The 24,730-nt window shown below is 38.3% G+C and carries 15 protein-coding genes; 12 read left to right on the plus strand and 3 right to left on the minus strand.

All coding sequences use genetic code 11. From position 1 onward, the window contains the following. The gene (locus tag AC6CHH_RS00950; RefSeq protein WP_498278777.1) at positions 1 to 900 is read right to left on the minus strand and encodes an AraC family transcriptional regulator; all 900 of its coding nucleotides are present in this window, start codon (positions 898 to 900) and stop codon (positions 1 to 3) included. Positions 901 to 1,119: 219 nt separating this feature from the next. Between AC6CHH_RS00950 and AC6CHH_RS00955 the strand changes: the two genes are divergently transcribed. The 8 genes from AC6CHH_RS00955 to AC6CHH_RS00990 all read left to right on the plus strand — a co-directional run bounded on the left by AC6CHH_RS00955 (position 1,120) and on the right by AC6CHH_RS00990 (position 14,917). Continuing rightward, on the plus strand, positions 1,120 to 1,347 hold the full coding sequence (locus AC6CHH_RS00955) for a hypothetical protein (RefSeq protein ID WP_498278779.1): 228 nt from the start codon (positions 1,120 to 1,122) through the stop codon (positions 1,345 to 1,347). A 141-nt stretch (positions 1,348 to 1,488) separates the two neighbouring features. Next, positions 1,489 to 4,893 carry a SusC/RagA family TonB-linked outer membrane protein gene (locus AC6CHH_RS00960; protein WP_498278781.1) on the plus strand — a complete coding sequence of 1,135 codons (3,405 nt, stop codon included), beginning with the start codon at positions 1,489 to 1,491 and terminating at the stop codon, positions 4,891 to 4,893. 19 nt (positions 4,894 to 4,912) lie between these two features. After that, entirely contained in the window at positions 4,913 to 6,790 is a 1,878-nt protein-coding gene (locus AC6CHH_RS00965; protein ID WP_498278783.1) for a RagB/SusD family nutrient uptake outer membrane protein, read from the plus strand. Positions 6,791 to 6,822: 32 nt separating this feature from the next. Beyond that, positions 6,823 to 8,133 carry an IPT/TIG domain-containing protein gene (locus AC6CHH_RS00970; RefSeq protein ID WP_498278785.1) on the plus strand — a complete coding sequence of 437 codons (1,311 nt, stop codon included), beginning with the start codon at positions 6,823 to 6,825 and terminating at the stop codon, positions 8,131 to 8,133. Between the two features lie 91 nt (positions 8,134 to 8,224). Beyond that, positions 8,225 to 10,999 carry a GH116 family glycosyl hydrolase gene (locus AC6CHH_RS00975; protein WP_498278787.1) on the plus strand — a complete coding sequence of 925 codons (2,775 nt, stop codon included), beginning with the start codon at positions 8,225 to 8,227 and terminating at the stop codon, positions 10,997 to 10,999. 73 nt (positions 11,000 to 11,072) lie between these two features. Then, on the plus strand, positions 11,073 to 13,940 hold the full coding sequence (locus AC6CHH_RS00980; RefSeq protein WP_498278789.1) for a DUF8487 domain-containing protein: 2,868 nt from the start codon (positions 11,073 to 11,075) through the stop codon (positions 13,938 to 13,940). A 122-nt stretch (positions 13,941 to 14,062) separates the two neighbouring features. After that, complete coding sequence (locus AC6CHH_RS00985) at positions 14,063 to 14,551, plus strand: YciI family protein (RefSeq protein WP_498278791.1); 489 nt, start codon at positions 14,063 to 14,065, stop codon at positions 14,549 to 14,551. Between the two features lie 15 nt (positions 14,552 to 14,566). Then, positions 14,567 to 14,917, plus strand: a complete 351-nt coding sequence (locus tag AC6CHH_RS00990; RefSeq protein WP_498278793.1) for a DUF2200 domain-containing protein — start codon at positions 14,567 to 14,569, stop codon at positions 14,915 to 14,917. Positions 14,918 to 15,062: 145 nt separating this feature from the next. Here AC6CHH_RS00990 and AC6CHH_RS00995 read toward each other — a convergent pair whose 3' ends face one another. Next, positions 15,063 to 16,502, minus strand: a complete 1,440-nt coding sequence (locus tag AC6CHH_RS00995; protein ID WP_498278795.1) for an ATP-binding protein — start codon at positions 16,500 to 16,502, stop codon at positions 15,063 to 15,065. Positions 16,503 to 16,810: 308 nt separating this feature from the next. Between AC6CHH_RS00995 and AC6CHH_RS01000 the strand changes: the two genes are divergently transcribed. The 3 genes from AC6CHH_RS01000 (at position 16,811) to AC6CHH_RS01010 (ending at position 18,987) form a co-directional block, all read left to right on the plus strand. Beyond that, positions 16,811 to 17,803 carry a sensor histidine kinase gene (locus AC6CHH_RS01000; protein WP_498278797.1) on the plus strand — a complete coding sequence of 331 codons (993 nt, stop codon included), beginning with the start codon at positions 16,811 to 16,813 and terminating at the stop codon, positions 17,801 to 17,803. Further along, positions 17,800 to 18,558: a LytR/AlgR family response regulator transcription factor gene (locus AC6CHH_RS01005; protein ID WP_498278799.1), complete on the plus strand. Its 759-nt coding sequence runs from the start codon at positions 17,800 to 17,802 to the stop codon at positions 18,556 to 18,558. Before AC6CHH_RS01000 ends, AC6CHH_RS01005 begins: the two co-directional genes overlap by 4 nt. 165 nt (positions 18,559 to 18,723) lie before the next feature. Further along, positions 18,724 to 18,987: a hypothetical protein gene (locus AC6CHH_RS01010; protein ID WP_498278801.1), complete on the plus strand. Its 264-nt coding sequence runs from the start codon at positions 18,724 to 18,726 to the stop codon at positions 18,985 to 18,987. A gap of 29 nt (positions 18,988 to 19,016) precedes the next feature. Here the strand turns inward: AC6CHH_RS01010 and AC6CHH_RS01015 are convergent, their stop codons facing one another. Then, positions 19,017 to 22,277 carry a PVC-type heme-binding CxxCH protein gene (locus AC6CHH_RS01015; RefSeq protein ID WP_498278803.1) on the minus strand — a complete coding sequence of 1,087 codons (3,261 nt, stop codon included), beginning with the start codon at positions 22,275 to 22,277 and terminating at the stop codon, positions 19,017 to 19,019. Between the two features lie 836 nt (positions 22,278 to 23,113). Between AC6CHH_RS01015 and AC6CHH_RS01020 the strand changes: the two genes are divergently transcribed. Beyond that, positions 23,114 to 24,685, plus strand: coding sequence for an ADP-ribosylglycohydrolase family protein (locus AC6CHH_RS01020; RefSeq protein ID WP_498278805.1), 1,572 nt, complete (start codon positions 23,114 to 23,116; stop codon positions 24,683 to 24,685). The last annotated feature ends 45 nt before the right edge of the window (positions 24,686 to 24,730 follow it).

The raw sequence follows: 24,730 nt of genomic DNA on the forward strand, positions 1-24,730 counted from the left end.
TTATAAATTGTTTTTATGATGATTCCTGTATCGGATTGGGGCTATTTTCATCAAGTTCTTGAATAATCTTGAAAAATAATAAGGATCTGAAAAGCCTAATTCGCTGCAAATTTCCTTGATGGACATATCTGTAAAATAGAGGAATTGACAAGCTTTATAAATTTTTAGTTGATTGAAGTATTGAATCGGAGAGGTGCCAGTTTTCTTTTTGAATAAATCAGAGTAATGTGATGCAGAAATATTTTGCTCATCTGCTAGGAACTGAAGAGTGAAGTTTTCCCTTAGATTCTCTTTCATGAAATTGATGGACTTATCAATGGAACTAAGCGTATAGAAAGAAGGGAATATTTCTTTATGATAAATAAGGTAAGAGAGAAATTGGAACAGGTTGATGTTTGCGAGTTCAAGACTTCGTTGATCAAAGCTATTTTCAATAATATTAAAAATGCTATTGAACAATTCAATTCTGTCCTCTTCGTAAGGAAAAGGGTATACCCGGGCTGGAGTATTATTACAGTATCTGGTGTATAATAAATCTGAGTTTTTCCCCTCAAAGTGGATCCAGTAAATACTCCAAGGATCGTTGGTTGATGAATAATAATGGTGAGGAGTGTTTCGAGGTATAATGAAATAATGATTGGGTAAGAGGAAATGGTTTTCACCGGATACGTTAACAGTTCCCTTTCCTTTAATACAGTAGAGAAGGATGTATTGAACACTTCCTCTTTTACGCTCTCTGTGATGGTGATTAGCATGAGGATAAAATCCAATTGCCGTTAAATAGAGGTTATTAATGAGGATGTTTTTTGAAATATCATTGTGTACTTCCGGTGGAATAACAATCATTTTTTGGCCAACAAAGCCTTCTTTGATTTTTATTTCCTGTTCGTTGTTATCCATGATTTTTTATAAGACTAGATTAACAGATCTTTTTAGCTAGGGTTAATAAAAAAGAGTTGCAATTATGAGACACATAATAACTGGTTGTGAAAACTCATCCATTCGGTTAAAAATGGTGTTCCATACCAAATATAGTGAATATTTATGAGAATGTTTAACCGAAAATTGGGGGTGATTCCCTATTCGAATAGATCTTTTATTTATTAATAAGTCAATAAAATGAAAAGTATAGACAATCTGAAGAATAAAGATGAGACGAGTACTGACAAATATATACTAACAGTGTCTCACAAGAGAGAACAGAACCATTTATTTATCCTAGCTAGACATCGTTTTATAAAGAAAGAGATTTCTGGCTTAAATATTCTTGAGCAAATTAGAGAATGCGCTCGGAATCTAACCACTCTAAAGTTTGAGCAGGAAAGGAGGATAATTGGTATGCGTTAACCAGGTAAAAGTAACACTATTATAATAAAACCAGAGATGTTGTAGCACCTCTGGCTAAAAAATAAGGGTTACAATCTTTAGCAAATGAATTAACCAATTAATAATTCCAGCATGTAAATGCGATTATAACCACCCAAATGTATGAAAATTGACACGTATAACCTTTATGAGGCTCTTGCAGTAAACAATAAAATATCACAACGGAAGAATTTACTGTTAGCCGCTATGATACTGCTAATAATACCAGTTAAAGCGGGATCTTTTAGTCGAGAAATAGACTTTTCTAAAAAAAATGTATTCACTAGGATTACACCGAAAAGCGGAACAAATTCCCTGAACGACTTAACCTCAGCAAAACGAACACCTAGAAATGTAATGCAAGTTACATCAAAGCATCCATTAACGTACTCTTTTGAAAATCAACTCTTAAGCGAAAGATTTATCTCCTCGATAAGGGGACAAAGTAATCAAAGAGGATTTTTGATTAATAGCGAGCTAAAAAACCAAAAAGCCGAACCGATAACTGTATCTGGAAAAGTTGTCGACATGGATGGTCAACCCTTGCAAGGGGTAACCGTTAGCGTGAAAGGTAGTAATTTAAGCACAGCAACAAATCAAAATGGAGACTACACCTTACTTATCCCGGAGGAAAACATGACCTTGATATTCTCTTTTGTTGGTTTTAAAGCACAAGAAAGAATCGTGAGTGGAAAGGGGAATTTGAATGTGACTTTGACAGAGTCGATCGGAAGCTTGGAAGATATAGTGGTTGTAGGTTACGGGACGCAGAAAAAAATTAATGTAACTGGCGCAGTGAGTTCGGTCAACATGAAAGACATGAAAACACCTGTTCCTAATCTCTCAAATGCACTTGCAGGAAAAGTTGCAGGAATTATTTCTGTGCAATCGAGCGGTGAACCAGGATATGACAATTCGACCTTTACAATTCGAGGAATTGGCACATTTACAGGCAGTGTTTCCCCATTAATCATTATCGATGGGGTTCAGCGCGACGATGTCAATAGTACATATGGTGGATCCTTTAATAATATCGATCCAGAAGATATTGCGAGTATCTCTCTATTGAAAGACGCATCATCAACGGCGATGTATGGGGCTAAAGGAGCTAACGGAGTGATGATTATAACTACCAAACGAGGGGTTGCGGGAAAACCGAAGATTCATTTTAAAGGAGAATCAGGTTTTTCAAGTTTTACAAAGACTCCAAAGATGCTGGATGGCATTAAATATATGGAATTGTTAAATGAAGCAAGAGAAAATATGGGACTGAGCCCGAGTTATTCAGAAGAGCTTATCCAAAAAACAGCGAGTGGATTAGATCCTCACTTGTACCCGAATGTAAATTGGATAGATGAAATTTACAAGGATAACTCCGTGCTTATGAACTCAAACTTAAGTATAAATGGAGGGGGTGAGGCCGCACGTTATTATATTTCTGCCTCATTTTATAATCAAAAAGGACCTTATAAAGTTTCAAATTTGAACAATTATAATCCAAATCTAGACTTTAAACGATATGATTTTAGGAGTAACGTAGATGTCAATCTGACTAAAACCACTCTGATACAATTAAACCTTAGTGCGATGTTGGTAAATTCTAGGTATCCAGGAATATCAGCAGGAAACCTTTGGTATATTTCGTTCGGCACAACCCCAATTGCTTATCCAGCAAGATATCCAGATGGGAAGTGGGCTGGTCCCTTTAACAATGGAGGGGCTAATCCTTTGAATGAGGTCCAGAATAATGGATATTCTGACGAATTTAAACCGGCTATCCAATCCGTGTTAACACTTACTCAACAGCTTGGTTCTTTAACCCAAGGGTTATCTACTTCAGCGAGATTTTCATTTGATAGTTATGGAGATTTTGGAAATAGAAGGACGGGACGAAACGATCTTTGGCTAGCAACAGCTCGAGACCCAAATGGTGAGATTATTTATAATCAGAGTAGAATAGGCGAACAATTTTTGGGTTATAGTCAAAGTTCCACCGGAGAGCGTGTAATGTATCTGGAGACAAGTCTCAATTATGATCGGAATTTTGGAGATCATGAGATAGGAGGTATGATTTTATATAATATGCGTAACCGATTGGTGAGCACAGCCGGACAGGTAATAGGAGCTATTCCATATCGTAATCAAAGTTTAGCTGGCAGGTTAAACTATGGATATAAGGATAAATACTTGTTAGAAGTAAACGCTGGATATACGGGGTCAGAGAATTTTGATAATGGACAAAAATTTGGTCTTTTTCCTTCTATTTCAGCAGGTTGGGTGATTTCAAATGAAAGTTTTTTCGAACCCTTTACAGACCAATTTAATCTTTTGAAGCTTCGAGGCTCATACGGAGTTGTGGGGAACGATAATATCGGCGCAGGCGGAAGATTTCCGTATTTAACTCAAATTGGAGGAGGAAATAGCACTGGTTTTGGACTCAACGGAAGTTGGGTCGGCGGTCAAAAAGAGCAAGTATTGGGCGTGCAAGATTTGACTTGGGAAAAATCTTACAAAGGTGGAATCGGATTGGAAATAGGCTTATTTGGCAAGCTTAATTTAGTTCTAGATGGTTACCATGAAAGGCGTAATGATATCTTGATAAGGCGCCAATCTATTTCTTCTGTTGCCGGTTATAGCGATCTTAATATTTTTGCAAATATAGGTGAAATGGAAAATTTAGGTGCAGATGCAAGTCTGGAATACAATGATCAGTTTGGGGAGGTAGGTCTAAGATTATTCGGGAATGTAACGTACAGCAAAAATAAAGTTGTTTTCGCTGATGAACCTGTTAGAAAATATAGTTATCAGAGCCAAACAGGCAAAAGCTATGGCGAGTACACTGGTTATATATCGGACGGATTTTTTACTAGTACAGAAGATATAGCTGCTCGTCCCGAGCAAAAATTCAATCCTGTATTTCCAGGTGATTTACGGTATATCAACTTGAATCCTGAAGATGACAATATCATTGATGCCTTTGATTATACTTTCTTAGGGAAATCATGGTTTCCTTCCTGGCTATACGGTTTAGGGTTTTCTACAGCTTTCAAAAAATTTGATATTTCTTTATTTTTTCAAGGAACTGCTGATGTGGGAATTATGGCGAATGGGTCTGGAGTTAGTGGAAATGGCGCAAGCGGTGTTGGAATTATACCCTTTTCTGGTATAGGGCAATATCCCAATAACACAATAGCAAATGTGGAAGATCGTTGGACAGAGGAAAATCCGGATCAAAACGCATATTACCCGCGTTTGACTGTGGCAAGTCTTTCCGATAACAATTATTTAGAGAGCACGCACTGGTTGAAAGATGGTTCTTACATCCGCTTAAAGCAAGCCTCCTTGGGGTACAATATCACATCACAACGATTGGAAAAGATTGGTTTCTCCACGTTGTATGTCTATGGATCAGCTCAGAACCTCTTTACATTCAGTAAATTCAAATTATGGGACCCGGAATTAGGATCCAACGGAGCCAAGTATCCAATTAATAGAATGATAACTTTTGGATTAAGAGCACAATTTTAAGCAACCTAAATTTAAAATAATGAAAAAGAAAGATATAAAAATTGCCGTATACAGTAGTATTGCCATTTGCTTTTTGCTACTGAATCAAGGATGCAATTACTTAGATAAAAAACCAGATAATTTGCTTACCTCGGAAATGCTTTGGGAAACCAGGGCAAACGCTGAATCCTACCTTTATCAAATTTATGGATATATATGGACTCCAACCGATGACTATACGGTTTTAGGGGCAAGTGATGAAACCTCCTGCAGTGTACAAGGGGTAAATGTTCGAAAAATGATTACTGGTAACTGGAATCCTCAAAGTGGCTATTGGAATAATTACTGGAATTCAAATTATGCTGGCATAAGGCAATCCTTTGTATTCGAGGAAAATATCGACAAAATGCCTGAGGATATCATTAGTGAAAAACTAAAAATTCAATACAAGGCAGAAGTCCGCTTTCTAAGGGGGTGGTTCTATTGGAAATTATTGCGACAATATGGACCTTTTGTAAAGTTAACAAGCACTCTAGGATTAAATGACGATTACAATCAGTATTCGCGAGCTAGTTTTCAAGAATGTGTCGACTACATAAATGAATTGATGGACCTAGCGGCACAGGACTTACCAGATGTATGGACCTCTTCTTCGAATTATGGCAGACCAACAAAGGGCGCTTGTTTGGCCGTGAAATCACAAGTTACCCTATTGGCTGCCAGTCCTTTGTGGAATGGAAACACAAGGTTTCTAAGTTTCAAGAATGCAGACGGGACTCCATTAGCCCCATTAGAGTATAAGGAAGATCGATGGAAGATTGCAGCAAATGCTGCAAAGGCCGTAATCGATTTGAATGTGTATAAACTTTTTACCAATCTAGATCAGGGAGATGCAACATTTGATCCTTATCTATCGTATCGCAATTTATTTCTAACCAATTGGAACAGTGAAATTATTTTCTCGACAAATATGGCCGAAACTTGGCAATGGGGACTTGAGAAACGTAGTGCGCCAGCACCTGGAGGATACAACATGCAAAATGCTACTCAGAATATTGTTGATGCTCATTTAATGCGAAACGGAAGAAAGATCGATGACCCTGCATCGGGGTATAAAGAGGAAGGGTTTACTCAAATGGATGACCCAGCAGAATGGGGCCGATCCAGTGATGGTATTAATCGGGGATATATCCAAGGAAACTCAAACATGTATAAAGATAGAGAGGCTCGCTTCTATGTGAATATCCTTTATAACGGTAAACCTTTACTTCCAGCACCTACGACAGATGATCGCAATTACTATTCTTCTGCCGAGAATGCAGACGGAAGAGGGAGAGCCGAGTTCTATTATTCGGGGAAGTCTGGACTTGGAATAAACAATAGCAGCGGGGATATGACAGGTTATATTGTTCAGAAAAATGTTAGCCCTGCATCCAATATTCGGATGGAACGTGCAGCATATCGCCCATTTATTCATCTTCGTCTTGCTGAGATCTTTCTTAACTATGCGGAAGCATTAAATGAATCAGAACCAGGACATGCTGATATTCTATTTTACCTCAATTTGGTAAGGGAACGTTCAGGGCTACCTAAATTAGAATCAGTTTATCCTGAGGTAATAGGGAATCAAAGTGAAATGCGCAAGTGGATTTTAAGAGAAAGACAAATAGAGCTTGCCTTCGAAGGTGACCGTTATTTTACTTTGATACGGAGATTGATGATGGGAGATCCAAAGGTCCAAAATGTTTATCGAATGAATATTGGATCCAATGATAACAACCAAGGGTTTGCTTTTGCAGATTTTTACAAAAGAACATTGCTCCAAGAAAGGTATTGGGATGATAAAATGTATCTATTCCCCATCCTTCAGGATGATCTTGACAAAAACACGTCATTGGTACAAAATCCAGGCTGGTAATAATTGACTTTAAAGTTTTAAATCGTATTTTTATGAAAACCAATATAAAGAAATATTTACTCATGTTTATGGTAATGGTTATTACTATTTTGAGTTGTAAAAAAGAACAGCAAAACGTATCTCATAGCCCAACCTCACCCATTGTTATCCATGAATTCTTTCCAAAGCAAGGTGGAGGTGGAACCCAAATTCTTATTAATGGAGAGAACTTCTCCAATGATACCTCAGAAATATCCATCAGTGTTAATAATATTCCGTTAAAAATTATAGGAGCTAGCAACAAACAAATTATGGCTGTAGTTCCTAAAAGAGGCGGAACTGGTCCCATTAAGGTAACTATTGGAGAGAATACGGGAATTTCGCAGGCGGACTATAATTATTTGTATACCAGGACAGTTACAACGTTAGCGGGTAATGGTACACCCGGTTTTGCAAATGGTAAAGGAACGGATGCCATGTTTAATTTCAGCGGGGAATCTTGGTATAGGACAAGCGGAATTGCTGTTGATGATCAATTGAATGTATATGTAACTGATGTAGGAAATCACTGCATTCGCAAGATTGATCAGGAGGGAAATGTGACTACCTTGGCCGGTAGTCCAGGTGCAGCAGGAAATGCCGATGGAAAAGGGTCCGAGGCTCGCTTTAACATCCCTTACGGACTAACTATAGATGATCAGGGAAATTTGTATAGTGTAGATCCAGGAGGGTGGGATGTAAGAAAAATAACACCCGATGGCACTGCCTTGAAAATTCATAGCACTCATGTTGAACCTTGGGCAATAACTTTTGATAAGAAATCGGGGAATATTTATTATGCTGGCTGTGTTTCCCCGGCAGATATTTTTCAGCTTAGTGCTGATGGTACTGTTAAAAAAGTGATCTCTGGATTGAATTATCCATCCGCTCTTGCTTGTGATGACAAGGGAGATTTATACATAACAGTACATGGTGATAGTCAAATCCGAAAATATATTGCCCCAAGCTGGGAAGGTTCTGTTATTGCAGGGTCGGGTCAAGTTGGCTGGGTAGATGGTGCTCCTGCTACCGCTGCATTCGCTTACCCTTGGGGAATGTCGATAGATGCGCATAATAATCTCTATATCGCTGGTAACGGAACCGCTGGTGGTGATATTAATAGTCCAGACCAAAGTATCCGTAGAATCGAGGCAGAAGACTACCTAGTCAGTACTTTTGCGGGATCAAATGCCGCAGGGAAAACCGATGGTATAGCTGCGGGGGCATCTTTTAGTGTCCCGAGCGGTGTGGCTGTTGACAAAAATGGAACTGTATATGTTTTGGATAAGAATAACAATAGCATTAGGAAAATAGTTTCTGAATAAGGTGGAAAAGTGACCTGAAATTACTTTTAGAGCGTTAGGATTCTGTTCTAACTGAAATTTCCATGGTGAAAAAAACAATAAAAAATATCTAATGAAAAAAAATAAAGAGAATATAAGGAGAAGCAGAAGAGATTTTGTGAAACAAAGTTGTCTTTTATCTTTTACTATTCTGGCATCTCGTTTTCCAGTATGGAGCAAAAGTTCATTTGTTAATTTGCCTCCGATCCACAATATACCAGCGGAAAAAAAAATAGATCAAGCGTGGCTAACATCACTCATGCAACGAGGTGACCCTGTTCGGTATTTAAAAAGTCAGAATGAGCTCAAATATATAGGTATGCCAATAGGAGGACTACACAGTGGAACCGTATATCTAGGAGGTGACGGACGATTATGGCTCTGGCAAATTTATAACCAAACGATCGAAAATACCCATGAAGGAGTGGATCCAATGACGGTCGATTGGAATGATGGAAGTAGTGTAAGGAAAATTCGATCTAGAGATGGTGCGGCCTATATCGAACCTGTTCGAGCTGAAAATAGACGTGTATTAGACCAAGGATTTGCCGTACGGATTATCCAAAATGGGACCACCATTATTAAAGAACTTAACCAAGAAAGCTGGGACGAAGTTAGTTTTGAATCATCGTATCCAATGGGAATAGTAAGATACACCAGCAAGAATTTGCCCCTAACCGTGAAGCTAGTTGCTTATTCTCCTTTTATACCATTAGAAGTCGAAAAATCATCTTTGCCAGTGACTATCCTTAGTGTGACGCTAGAGAATACCTCTGATCAAGAACTTTCTGTAGATATTTTAGGCTGGATGGAAAATGGTGTGAATAAATTATCCTTACAGCCTGATCATGCGCTTCATGGTACAAATATTATAAAAGATAAAAAATCAACTACGGAGCTGCAAAATGAAGCTGATATTCAAGAGAATGTAAGTTCAATTTTCTTTCAGTGTAAAAGTGAGAATGGTGAATTGGAGAAAGCGCCTGATGCCGGAAGCATGTATTTTATGATACATGCGCCTGGGGGGAGGGTAAATACAGATTGTAGACCATGGCCCATAACATCTAGTCTATTTGATGCCAACAAAGTAGAGCTGACAAGAAGGAATCCCTCAAGTAAGTCTGTAGGATCTATCACAAGATCCACAACTTTGGGCCCTAAAGAACAAACCCAAGTGAATTTTTCCATCGGCTGGCATTTCAACAATCCTAATCCGAAACTTAAGGAGCTAGTGGCAGATGCACATCAAGGTTATTATTATGGTTCCAAACATAAAGATGCAAAGGCCATTAGTACATATTTGGCTGAGCATTTTGTGCATCTCTCTAGCCTAACTCAACGATGGGTAGATACATGGAGGTCCAGTACTTTGCCCTATTGGTTTCTGGAAAGATCCATATTAAATATTGGGACTCTTGCAACGGCAAACACTTACCGCTTTGCCAGTGGACGCTTCTGGGGATGGGAAGGCATAGGCGCCTGCGCTGGCACGTGTACCCATGTATGGCAATATGCACAAGCCGTAGGACGTATATTTCCGGAGCTAGAACGAGATTTGCGAGAACGGGTAGATTTAGGGATTGCTTTTAAAGAAGATGGTGCTATAAGTTTTCGAGCAGAAAATGAAACCAGGCCAGCTATTGATGGACAGGCGGGTATAATTTTGAGATGTTATCGGGAACATCAGATGAGTGCAGACGGTGAATTTTTAAAAAGAAATTGGTCTAAGCTTAAAAAAGCTGTTGAATTCATAATTGCTCAGGACAAAAATGGAGATGGGATGACCGATACACCTATGGAAAACACCCTCGATGCGGTATGGGAAGGAGAAATTTCGTGGATTGTAGGACTTTGTATTGCTGCGGTCAGAGCGTCTCAAGCTATGGCCGAGGAAGTGGGTGATGGTGGTTTTGCAAATATTTGTAAAAAATATGTCCAACTCGGAAAGGCAAATATGGAGAAGCTCTTATTTAATGGCGAATACTTCATCCATAAAGCTGATTCCGCACAGGGAAGAAGCAAGCTAGGTTCCTACAATACTTGCCATATTGATCAAGTGTATGGTCAGGCATGGGCTATGCAAGTGGGCTTGCCACGTATATTGGATAAAGAAAAAACGTTGAGCGCATTACAATCCCTCTGGAAATATAATTTTACGACAAATGTTGGTCCATATATAAAAACACATCTTGGCGGTCGTCCTTATGCTGTAGCTGGAGAGGGAGGAATGATCATGAATACGAATCCCCTAAATGAAGACAATCCATATGGAGATAATGTCAGTTGGCAAATGGGATATTTCCATGAATGTATGAGCGGGTTCGAACACCAGGTTGCCGCACATATGATGGCCGAAGGGATGGTAGAGGAGAGTATCGTATTAACCCGGATGATACATGAGCGATATCATGCGGCAAAGCGTAATCCCTACAACGAAATTGAATGCAGTGATCATTATGCCAGAGCGATGGCAAGTTATGGTACATTTTTGAGTGCTTGTGGTTTTGAATATCATGGACCTAAGGGATATATGGCTTTTTCTCCAAAAATTCAGCGTAATTTTTTTAAATCCGCCTTTACAGCCGCCCAAGGATGGGGTAGCTATTCCCAGGAAAAAAAGGGGCATAAACAAAACCATTCCATTAGCCTCGCCTACGGTTGTTTAAAGTTAACTACTTTGTCAGTTGATAAATTAATTGAACCAAAAACTGTAGAAGTAAAGGGCTATTTAAATGAGAAAGTTATTCCGGTGGGAGTTAAAAGCCTGGAGGGTGCGTTTCATATACTTTTTGAAAATCAATTAGAGTTAATAGCCAATGATATATTCAGGATTGAAATTAGGGCTTAGCCTATCTAATAAAGATATTAACCATTTGATAGATTCGATTAAATTTTGTTTTAAGCTTTTTGCCCTTTGAATTATGAAGAATAATATATCAAAAAAAATATACATTGGATTTTTTTTATACGGACTGCTCATTACAGCTTGTTCAACAATTAATATCTTCCAACCAAAAAGAACTACTGCCCATCTTGAAAATCGCTTGAATTTAGACGGTAGCTGGCGTTTTTCAATAGATTCGATGGATCTTGGGACTAAGAAGGAGTGGTATAAACAAGTCTTAAAAGATGAAATTGACTTACCTGGTTCGATGACGACAAACGGTAAAGGAAATGAAGTGGATATGCATACACCCTGGACAGGAACTATTGTTGATTCTTCGTGGTTTAACGATTCTGAATATGCAAAATACAGAGAACCGGGGAATGTAAAAGTGCCCTATTGGTTACAGCCAGAAAAATATTATAAAGGGGCGGCTTGGTATCAAAAAGAAATTAGTATACCCCAAGAGGGCTTTGAGAATGGAGCAGAACTTTTTATTGAAAGGAGTCACTGGGAAACTAGGCTTTGGATTGATGATCAAGAGATAGGGACAAGAAATAGTTTGGCAGCCCCACATAGATATGATTTAAATAACCTGTTAAAACCAGGGAAACACCGAATAACAATTCGAGTTGATAATCGAGTAAAAGACGTTGAAGTGGGAGAGAATGCACATAGTATTTCGGACCATACGCAGACCGATTGGAATGGCATGATTGGTAATATCTTTATAAAGGCCCATAATAAGGTCAACATAAATGACATTCAGCTATATCCCGACATAAAAAAGAATAAAGTTTACGCGAAAATCAGCATCTTAAACAAGAGAGAAGAAACTGATGCGGAAATCAACCTGTTTGTTTCTCAAAAGGAGTTGGGCAATCTAAAAGAAACTAAGCGGAATATACATTTAAAAACGGGCTTGAATTATGTGGAAATTGATTATGATATGGGGGATAGCCCTATGTTGTGGGATGAGTTTTCGCCAACAATATATCAAATGCAGGCAAACCTTAAACTGAACGGGTTCACTGAGGATGTTAAACTGGAGAGTTTTGGAATGCGTGAATTTTCGGCAAACGGTACACAAATTTTGATTAACAATAGGCCTGTTTTTCTAAGGGGCACATTGGAGAGTTGTATTTTTCCATTAACTGGTTTCCCGCCAACTGATCAGGCTTCTTGGGAAAGGATCTTTGTCATATGTAAAGAATATGGACTAAATCATGTCCGCTTTCATTCATGGTGCCCACCTGAAGCTGCGTTCGCTGCTGCAGATAAACTAGGCGTCTATTTACAAGTGGAAATTGGAGCTTGGTCACCAGGACTAGGTGATGGAAAGCCAATTGATCAATTTATATATGATGAGAGTGAGCGTATTGTGAAAGAATATGGAAACCATCCTTCGTTTTCATTGATGGCGTATGGCAACGAGCCCGGTGGGATAAATCATGTAAAATACTTAACTGAATTTGTTAACCATTGGAAAGCGAAAGACTCCAGACGATTATATACTTCCGCTGCTGGCTGGCCAGCGATTTCTGAGAATGATTTTAATAACATTCCTGAACCCAGAATTCAAGGTTGGGGAGAAGGGCTGAAATCCATCATCAATAGCCAAAAGCCATCAACTGACTATGACTGGCGAACGAAAATTGAGGATTACACGATTCCAACTATAAGTCATGAAATAGGACAATGGTGTGTGTACCCTGATTTTTCAGAGATAAAAGATTATACTGGAATTCTCAAAGCAAAAAATTTTGAAATTTTCCAGGAAAAGTTAAAGGAAAATGGATTGGGAGATCTAGCAGAAGATTTTTTAATGGCCTCTGGAAAGCTGCAGGTTTTATGTTATAAGGCCGACATCGAAGCAGCACTTCGAACTCCAGGATTTGGAGGGTTTCAGCTTCTCGATTTGCATGATTTTCCGGGACAAGGTACGGCGTTAGTAGGTGTTTTAAATCCCTTTTGGGAAAATAAAGGATATGTAAAGAGTCATACTTTCCGCCAATTTTCAAATCAAACAGTACCGTTAGCACGTTTTAAGAAAATGACTTATTTAAACAATGAGACGATCAGAGTGCCTATTGAAATTGCGCATTATGGGAAAACTAAATTGCAAAACGTGAACCCTATCTGGCAGATTATAGATGCAAATGGTAAAACGAAGGCTAGCGGTAAATTGAAAGCAGGTGATATTCCGTTAGGGAATAACTATTCTTTGGGTGAAGTTGAATTCGATTTAGCGGCATTCAATAAAGCGGTAAAATTGACTTTAAAAGTTAGCCTAGACAGTTTCAGTAACCAATGGGATTTTTTCGTATATCCCAGTACATTACCGAGCTTTGGGGAAGAAATCTACGTCACGCAATCTTTTGATCACAAAGCCAAAAGTAGATTGAAAGTAGGTCAATCTGTACTGTTAAGTCTTAAAAAAGGTGCTCTAAAAGCTGAAAAGGGTGGTGATATAGCTATAGGTTTCTCTAGTATATTCTGGAATACGGCTTGGACCAGAGGACAGGCCCCGGTAACATTGGGCATTTTATGTGATCCTAAACACCCGGCGCTGTTAAATTTTCCGACAGAATATCATAGCAATTGGCAGTGGTGGGATGCAATGAGCAATTCAAATGCATTAATGTTGGATGCGATCCATCAGGATTTGAAACCTATTGTTCGGGTTATCGATGATTGGGTTACAGCAAGACCGTTAGGTTTGGTGTTTGAATGCAAAGTTGGTAAGGGGAAATTGATAGTTTCAGGAATCGACTTTTTAAAAGACTCAAAGAATAGACCCGAGGCGAGACAATTAATGTTTAGTTTGAAAAAATACATGACAAGTGAACAATTTAATCCTAATATTGAGCTTAAGGAAGAAGATATTGAGGCGTTAAGCCTTTGAGGGAGCTAATTTAAATGACCTGAACTTCTAGTAGATAAACTCAACGTTATAGTTGAATTGTTACGATCGATATAAATCCCAAATAAATAATTTACCTTGTGTACTATTTAGAGATCTATATCATGAGGAATTATTTCATTCTTTTGGCCGCTTTATTAACTGTTAATTTAGCTGCTGCCCAGAACAAAGCAGATCAAAAACCAGAACCCACCCAAAACCCAAACTACGACCAAGCCCTGGCTCAAAAACTAGGAGCCGATGCGTATGGCATGAAGGCTTATTTCCTGGTCATACTAAAAACAGGTGCAAATAGCTCGCAGGACAAAGAATTCGTGAAAAAGAGTTTTGCCGGCCACATGGAGAATATGGAGAAATTGGTTCAACAAGGAACACTAATTATTGCGGGACCAATGGGAAAAAATGAAAACAATTACCGAGGGCTATTTATTTTGAATAATGTTTCCTCCAAGCAGCAGGCTAAGGAACTGTTACAATCAGACCCAGCTATTAAGGCCGGACTTTTGAGTTTTGATCTTTACAACTGGTATGGATCAGCCGCATTAGCAGAATATTTGCCGGTCTCAGAAAAAATTTGGAAATTGAAACCTTAAGACAATTTAAGTACTATGGATAACAGCAGAGTTTATAAAATGATTTTTGCAGGAGTATATCCTCATTATATTGCAAAAGCAGAAAAGAAAGGCCGCACCAAGCAAGAGGTCGATGAAATTATATTTTGGCTGACTGGATACGATGAGAAATCTCTTCAAGAACATCTGGATAATAAAACCAATTTTGAAACCTTTTTTGAAAATGCCCCACATCTAAACCCAAACGTTTCTCAAATTAAAGGCGTTATTTGTGGATACCGGATCGAAGATATAGAAGATGAACTGATGAAAAAGGTGCGCTATTTAGATAAACTTGTTGATGAGTTAGCTAAAGGAAGGCCAATGGAAAAAATTTTGAGAAAATAATTTATTTTTTAAGACCTTCTTTAATCCTTTTAATATTGATGCAAACCGAACAAAGGAGCATATATTGCTCGGGGAAATCCCTAAGGCAAAAATAGATTATAAGAAGATTGAATGACCAATTCGTTTTTCTTTAGCATAGGAAAATTCAATAGTTAGTAGACTTCATTTTTAACGTGTTGTCTCCAATATTATAAGCATAGACTGATGCGGGTAAAAAAGTTAACGTTATTTCACCAATTTCTTTTGCACCTAATTTGTCTATACTAGTTACCAAGGCGCTGTTCAATTCGTTTGCTTTACAGAACTGAATTAAACTTGATAACGCCTGAGGTTTTTCAAAATATCGGTTGCTCCATTTTACTTCTACTCCCCAAACAGGTCTGAATTTTTTATCATCAACTAAAACTAAGTCAACCTCTCCTTCTTTCCAACGAGCATATGTTAAATCAAGGTTCTCACGATGCATCCATTGTGATAGTATAGCAGTTTCTATCATATTACCTATTTCAGAGTCAGTCTCCTTTATTGGAGAAAACAGCGCCGTACGTAATGATGGGTTTGTGAGATACACTTTAAAACTGGTTATACGTTTAAATCTTTTCGCATTTACATCTACTTTGTTCAATACTTTTATTAAGAAAGCAGCTTCTAGATATTCTAAATATTTTTTCAAAGTTTCTTTCACGATACCGCTTTCTCTGGACATTGTCTCATATGAAAATTCGTTAGCTGTGTTATAAGCAATATAGGTAAAGAAACGATTCAATTCTTGAACATCTTTGATTCCGTATAAACTTGGAAGATCTCTTAATAATACTTTATCTACAATATCATTTTTGACATATCTACCCATATCCTTTTGAATTTTCTCGGATAAAACAACTTCTGGATAGCCTCCGAAATTCAGATATTGCAAAAACTCTCTATTGAGCTCATCGATGTCATGAGTAATATAATATGGAATTTGTTTATTGGCATAAGTTATATTACCTTTTTTTATCAAATGATTTTTATTTTTTAAATGAATAAATTCTTGGAATGTTAATGGCGGTAACATAAAGTCCGTAAATCTCCCCGCTCCACTTTCTGTGCTATGCCATTTTAAAGCTGCTGCTGCAGAGCCAGAAACCACGAATTTTGTTTCTGGGTAGGAATCTACTAATATTTTTAAATGCCTTTCCCAATCTTTCAAATATTGAATTTCGTCAAAGAAAACATAGCAACCTTTTAAACTATTAAGTTTTAAAGCTTCTAGACATAAATCCAAAATCTCCTGTAAACTAAGGTGAATATAGATTGGGTTGTCTATGCCTACAAAAAAGATATTTTGTGAATCGACTCCTTCTTCAATCAGCTGATTAATCGTGTGAAACATCATAACCGTTTTTCCCACTCTCCTTGGTCCCATTAAAACCACAGCACGTCGGATCTCTCTTTCAATAACAAAAGGATAAAACAAATCAAAATATAAGCGTTTTGACATTTCCTTATATATCGTTGTAATTTGTTTGGTAATCCACCAAGGGTTTTCATACTGTAAACGTTCGACGATTTTTTCAGAAGGAATAAGCCTGGAATTTCTCATAATATTCTTTATTTATACAAATATAAGTAAAATAAGCTGATCGTAATAGGCTTATTTGTTAGTTTTTGTATCAAATAAGCAATTTATATACTTTTATATTGCTTATTTTTTGATTTAAGAACACATTCTCAATTTACTTTATTGATCTTCTATTGGTGGAAACTCTTATTTTCCGGGTCATTTAGTTCCAATGTAAAACGGGCCATTTTTGATTTCTTAAGATTCCACTATATTTGTTTATCCAAAAAGAAGAAATGAGCGTTTGTTTTAATAATAAATATAATTATCCATTAAGACACTGGATCAAGATGAGTGCAGTTTTTGCACTTTGTCTGGTGTCTGTGTTAATTATGGATTCCTTGCAAAGTAATCAGGGGAAATTTTGGGTAGGTACTCTCATCGTCTTCTTTGGTCTGTATGCGGTTATCTTGGGAAATCTTTTCCTTCATCTCTATCTGGATGAAAAGGATCCAATCAAGTCCCCTTTTTGGGTAAAGATTCTGGCTTATTTAATCACGTTCAGCGTGTGCTTTGTGATGCTTCTGGTTTCCAACCGAATGGGGCTTCTCTCGGGGGAGGAGGCTGATTTGGTGAACGGACCTCCCATAAATTTCATTTTGCTGATCGGTTTTCGGGCTGCAGTGTTAAACATCATCGTTTTGCTGTGGCTATATTTTGTACTAAGTGATCATTATAAGAAAGTTTTGGAGCTCGAACGCTCTAACTTAGATAAATTAAATGAGCGCGCAGAAAATCAGATGCTCCGCCAGCAAGTACAACCCCACTTTGTCTTTAATGCACTCTCGAGTTTAAAAGCACTGATCAAAAAAGATAGTATAGCTGCTGAATCATATCTATTACAGTTGTCCGATTATCTGCGAGATAGCTTTAGCAGATCCGAGGATGATCTGGCCACGGTTGCGCAAGAGCTCAAATTATGTGAAGACTATTTAGCGATGCAGAAAGTCCGCTTTAAGGAGGCGATACAATATGAGGTTAATATCTCACAAAACGTATTGCATGGGAGTTTGCCTGTGTTTTCCTTACAACCCTTAGTGGATAACGCTTTAAAACATAATTTGTATTCTCTGGAGAAACCTCTGATTATTCACATCCTAGAAAGGGATGGATGGATCATTGTCAAAAACAATTATAGCCCTAGAAAGGGGCCAAATGATGAGGCGAATAATTACGGTTTGAATAACCTTCAGGAAAGATTCAGTTATTATTTAAAGGATAGCGTCATAATTCAACAAAACGGAACTTGTTTCGAGGTACATGTTAAAATTATTCCATCATGAGGGTAGTCATCATTGAAGACGAAGATCTAACGGCTGAAGACTTAGCACAAACCTTAAGAAGAGTAGACCCTTCTGTTGAAATTCTTCGCAGATTATCCAGCGTGAAAGAAGCGTTGGAATATCTAAAACTTGGGGAGGCTATCGATTTGATTTTTAGTGATATCCAATTAGGAGATGGGGATTCATTTGAAGTATTCATGAAACACCCTCCTGTAGTTCCAATCGTTTTTTGTACAGCATATGATCAATATATGCTCGAGGCTTTCAAAAACTTTGGAATCGATTACATCCTTAAGCCTTTCTCTGATCAGCATATCCTTCGCGCAGTACAAAAGTATTATCTGATGAAAAGAACTTTCAATATGGGGGTGAAGGATTTACTTGGAGAAATGGAACACAAGTCCATCGCGGTAAAAAATGAACCTAAATCACTTATTGTAAGTAGTGGAGAGCGAATAATTCCCTTGAAAATAAAAGATATTGCTCTTTGTTATATTGAATTTGATAATGTTTTCATAAAGACCTTCTCAGGGAAGGATTATTTGATTAATAAGACCTTAGAGGAACTAGAACTTTCTTTAGATGCAGACTTTTTCCGGGTCAATCGCCAGCATATCATCAGCCGCTCGGTCGTTGATTTTGCGTCCACCGGTTTTTCTAGAAAATTGATTCTTAAGCTCCATGTGGAATACCCCAAGAAAATAACCGTAAGTCGAGAAAAACAACCTGTTTTTGTGGATTGGTTACAAAAATAGTCATCTGAAAATCAGAATAATTTGACGCTGAAATAATATTGCCGTTTCAGCCTCATTTTTGTCCGTTTCAACTGTTTTTTATGTGTATTATTTCACTTACATTGACATATTTGTATTCCTAGTTAATAAAGAGGCGTGCGTTTGGTGTACTATTAAAAAATTGTCATGAAAAAGTATGTATTAATCTTCAAAACCTCCATCCGAACTGCAATTGAGCGGTCGGTGTTGATTACTAAATTATATCAACTCTCAAAAGAGATTATCAATGCAACTGTTGATTTAGATGATGAGGAATTTATCTTAAGAATTGAGGCTGAAAACTTGAACAAACATTTGATTATTCAAACGCTTCAACAAGAGGGCTACGAAGTTGATTTTCTTGCCGCATATGCTCAAAATGAAATAGGTGCACCTCTTCTTCAGAATTAATTTTTAATTTCTCCGTATTCAATTCATCATTACCTGACCTGCATTATCCCGTGCATAATCTGCCAATGTCCCGGAAAAGTACAGATAAAAGGATAATCACCTTTTTGCTTAGGAGCCATAAATTTCAGTTGATAGCTTTGTGCAGCCTGCACCAATGGTGTGGCAAACAAAACTTCTGGCATATCTGGGATAAAATTCTTTTCATAGGCATCCGCTAAAACAGACATCGCATCTGCGGCCTTTCCAACTTTGTCCTTAGCTTGAGGCGTCGTAAATACGATGTTGTGTGGCATCTGGTCATTGTTGTCAAATTGCAATACAACTTGTTCCCCTGCATTAACTCGAAATGTCTTTTTATCGAAAGCCATTTTTCCAGGCAAAGACTTGATCACGTGGGTTGCCTTTAAGGTTTGATTCTCGGACTCCTTCTTTTGAGGTTCAGCGGGTGCTTTTTCTTCTTTTGGCGTTACTAAATCTTTGTGTTGCTGCAGAAATTTCTGAACAGCAATAGATTTTTTCATTTGGTCAAATTCTGCTGAAGAGAGCTGCGGTTCACTATATTTTGCATAGGTAGGATCTTCAGCCACAAATCCAATATACAAGGACTCTCTTTTGGTGGCTACAGAGCTTAAAAGTAGATTTGCCTTTTTATCCTCATCGGCAAGAAAGTTGGGGTCGTTGCTGAACATGTTGACCCAGAGGCCTCGCAGATGTCTAAAGGATTCGTTTAATGCGTAGTCAATATACTCATCCCTTGGGAGTTCGCTTGCCGACAATAATGCTTCAACTGATTTTGGGTCTTTAAAGTGACTAAGGGCAATGATTGCCTCCAGTCTTACCCGCTCAGAGGTATCTTTTGACATATTAATAATCTGCTGCAAAGCTGTAGGAATGCGCTCTCTCCAGTAAAAAAGAACCCGAGTTGATGCAGCACGAACAGAATGGTTTTTACTTTGTAATAATTCTTTTAACAGCTCCTTGTTCACCTTGTTGAATTGCTGGTAGACCCATAGCCCTTCAAGTCTATGTTGTTCCAATTGGCTGTCGGATGGATCTAGTTGTTCAATCCATTTCTCTAGCTCAGGGAGGACTTGATTTTCAGGATACTCACGAAGCATTCTTCTTGCTCTATATCTTGTACGATCCTCAGGAATCCGGAGTTGCTCTAAGAGTTCCGGGATGCTGAGCTTGGTCAAATCAACCCCTTTTAACTTGGCTTTATTTTTATAGGTAATTTTCCAGATTCTTCCCTTGGTATGATCTCGTTTGGCATCTCTGAAATTCTGTTCACCATGCTGTATGATCGGATTATACCAATCCACAACATACAGCGCTCCATCAGGACCAAACTGTAAGTCCACTGGTCTGAAATTAGGATCTTTAGATTGTAGAAGAGGTTGGGTCTCTTTTGCGGTGAGCCCGCTACCTTGCTGATATACTTTGTGCTGACGAATGCCCTGAAAACCAATAAAGGTATTGAAGAGCACATCCCCCTGCATACTATCAGGGAACGCTCGGCTGGAAATAATTTCAAGACCACATGTTTTGGGCTTGGCTTGTGAGGTTAAAAAATCCTTCATTTCCAAATGCTTTTTTGGGTAATCTATGGCAACGGTAAGCGGCGGAGCAAAATAATTCAAACCAGTAGAAACATCAGCAATCAGCTGGGTTCCATCCCGCATAAAAACATCCCCCCAAGGGTTAGCAAAAAGATAAGAGATGTGTTGGTCAAATTTCTTCGTTTTTGGTTCGTATCGCCACACATTTCCATAATCTCCCCTGCGCGGTCCATAAGGAGTTTCAACTTGCGTATGAAGAAACGTTCCCATATTCATATACAATGCTCCATCGGGTCCCCATGTATAGGTATTAAGCGTATGGTGGGAATCTTCCGTCCCGAAGCCTGAAAGAAGGACTTGTTTGGAATCGGCAACGTCATCTCCATTGGTGTCCTTTAAGAAAACGAAATCCGGAGCCTGGGTGAGGTAAACTCCGCCATCGCCAAGTTCAAAACCCAAAGGAAGGTATAAACTATCGGCAAAAACGGTATGTTTATCTGCTTTTCCGTCTCCATCGGTATCCTCAAGAATAAGGATTTTGTCATTTGGCGGATTGCCCGGAGTGTAGTTTGGATAAGACGGCATTGTCGATACCCACAGCCTGCCTTTGGCATCAAAAGTGGCTGCGACAGGATTGGCCAGTGGGAAATCTTTCTCGGAGGCAAAAAGTTCAATTTCAAATCCCTCAGGTAAGACAAATTGGGATTTAGCCAGTGCTAGTTCTTGCTCGCTGGTGGGCGTAATTGTTTGGGTATCACTCTTCTTTTTTCCGGAATTGATGATCGCCGAGATTGCTTGCTGATCAATTGTTTCAGGTGATTTTGCCCCTTCCCAAAGTAAACTATCCAACTGGGCAACCATCTGGTCTATCTTAGCAAGTTCTGAGGGTAATTCCTGCCCTCCGGCCCACTCTTTACGGCGACCATAAATATATTCTCCATTCTGGGATTTGTATTTATAGAAGAAATGTTGATTTTTTTCTTTGACAAGATTTCTCAAACGCTCACTTTGGGCAGAGCCCGACCACTCCGAGACAGAGAAACCCAATGCCTTTGCCATAATCTCGCTAACAAATTTATAACCCGAAGCTGTCAGGTGAATCCCATCGCTAGTCATCGGCTCTTTTGCGCTTGCCATCTGTTTCTTGGTTGGGCCGAATAGATCGATAAAAGGAATGTTCATGGATTTAGCCAGCCGGGCCATTTCCTGGGTGTAGGTTTTCAAGGATTTGTTGTGTTCTTGCGGGTCTGGCAAATCACCTCCCAATTCCTCATGGTAAATGGGGGAGACTAAAATAATCTTTGCAGAATCATTCGCTGCATTTTTCAATTCTTTCAGACTCAATAGAAACGTTTTCAGATCCTGTTTAAATGTGTTTAAACTATCCGGACCCTTAAAAGATTCATTCATACCAAAACAGGCAATAATGATGTCCGCCTGATGCGCTTTGATATGGTCTTGTAGCCCCCCAAAATGTAAAGGTCTTGGACGCAGGTTCACTTCATCAGCATCCCAGCCCAAATTTCTTACATACAGTTTGTGTTCGCTAAAACTCTCATGCAATAACGTCTCAAAATAATTATTCCGCTGCAATCCTTCGGCAAACGAATTACCAATGATCACAAGACTACTTCCCGGTTCTGGTTTAAGAGGGAATACTTCGAGCTTTTGCTCGCAAGACATTAAAAGACAGAGCGAGAGAAAAAATAATAAATTGACTATTCTATTCATAATTTTGAGTTTAACCCAAATTGCCGTTTAACACGTGGGTTTAGGATTTATTCAGTACAACGTCAAAAAACAAGATTGTATGTTAAAAAGGATCCGTGTTTTTTTTGAATTTATAATTGTGACTAAAGAAATAAAAAAAAATGGGATCTGGCATCCTGTACCTCCCTGTATAAGAAGCTGTTTCCCGAATATATTTTACAGTTTCAAGGCTATTAAAGGAAACAAGCAAAATATACATATAACGGATCTGCTCAGGACAGTCCTCCTTGGGATGATGTTACAATCAGGGCATATTCTAAATTTTCATGGAATCCCTTTCTTAAGCAAACTCGAAAAGCCCATTTGAGTCCGGTTATTTCACGATTTTGTGCTTTTGCACAATCGTTTTTACAAAACAAACATCATTTAAATCAATTAAATGTTATTTTTATTTTGTTTTTTAATCAAAACTATATAAATTGCGACAACGTTGGTGCAAATTGTTTTACACCCGTCAACCAAAAGTAAACTATAATTCACCAGTTTCGATTGTTCACGATTGTTCAATACCGCTTGCTTAAAAAGCATAAGCGCGATATATTTTAAATTGAAATTTTAACCTGTCCAAGAAAAAAGTTTCTTGTGCTGTTTAAAATCAATCAATCTTGAATCAGGTAACTTGAAAGATACCCTTGGACGCACTGCAAAAATATTGGAGCAAGTTCGGCAAAAGAGACCAGGTGATAAGAACGTAAATAAAACCTGTTTTTAAATTGAAATACGGGTCAATCATAGGTAATAATGGGGTGAAGAATACCACCAATTTTATGATTGATACCAAACTTAAACTTTAAATTATGAAAAAAAATCATCTTAAAACCTATGTAGCGTATCTTCTATTTGGCGCGACGTGCTTAACGGGCTTCTGCGTTTCGCAATCCCATGCTCAAGAAATAAAATTAAGCCCCCAAACCCTAAAAGATAAAATTAAAGGAGGGTGGGCCGGTCAGGTTATTGGTGTAACCTTCGGAGGTCCGACTGAATTCCTTTATAACGGGACCTATATCCAAGATTATCAATCTATACCTTGGCATGAAGGTTATGTTAAGCAAACTATGGAAAAACAACCGGGTTTGTTTGATGATATTTACATGGATTTAACCTTTGTGGATGTTATCGAAAGGCTCGGTATAGAGGCCCCGGTAGACTCTTTTGCAAACGCTTTTGCGTATGCTGATTATCCATTATGGCATGCGAATCAAGCGGCCAGATACAACATCATTCATGGAATCACAGCGCCAAAGTCTGGACATTGGCACCATAATCCTCATGCCGACGACATCGATTATCAAATTGAAGCTGATTTTGCAGGATTAATGAATCCTGGAATGCCAAATTCTGCATCCGATATCAGTGACAAGGTGGGGCATATTATGAATTATGGGGATGGATGGTATGGAGGAGTTTATGTGGGCGCTATGTATTCCTTAGCCTTTACTTCTAATGACATTCAACAGGTGGTCCAAGAGGCTCTAAAAACGATACCTAAACAAAGTGATTTTTATAAATGTATTCAAGACGTCATTACATGGCATAAACAATACCCAAAGGATTGGAAGATGACCTGGTTTGAACTACAGAAAAAATGGACCGAAGAAGTGGGGTGTCCTGAAGGCGTTTTTGCGCCAATGAATATCGATGCCAAAATCAATGCGGCTTATATTATTTTAGGCTTGCTGTATGGAGAAGGTGATTTTTCTAAAACCATGGAAATATCCACTCGTGCTGGCTTTGATTCGGATTGTAATCCTTCGAGTGCGGGTGGAATTTTAGGAACTATGTTAGGGTATGAAAACATTCCTGATTATTGGAAGAAAGGCCTTAAGGGATCAGAGGATATGGATTTCAAATACACACGTATCTCGTTGAATAAAGTGTATGAACTGGGGTATAAGCACGCTCTGGAAATGATTAGAAAGAACGGTGGTAAGGTGGGGGAACAAGAAATATCCATACGCTCACAGGTACCTCAGACGGTTCGCTACGAGAAAAGTTTTGAGGGTGTTTTTCCAATAGAAAAGATACAGATTGGTCGTAACATTGATTCAGAATATTCATTTGACTTTCAGGGTACAGGACTCGCTCTACGTGGCGGTGCTCATCGGAACCGTGCTGATTCAAAAGAAAACCATTCCTTTAAACTAAAGGTTTTCATCGATGGACAACAGGTTGAGTCTTTTGAGATGTCAACAGATGGGCATAAGCGCAGACACGATATCTTTTGGAAATACGATTTACCCAAAGGAAAACATCAGGTAAAGGTCATCGTGAGCAATCCAGATAAAAATTACCGGTTACATGCCCATGATGTTATCATTTATTCTGATGAACCTAACGATGGTTTCAACAAGCACAGTCATAAGCATTAAATTTTTATAACCAGTTTGATTAAAAAAAAGAAATAACCATTTAAT

The organism is Sphingobacterium sp. GQ94 (genome assembly GCF_059758715.1).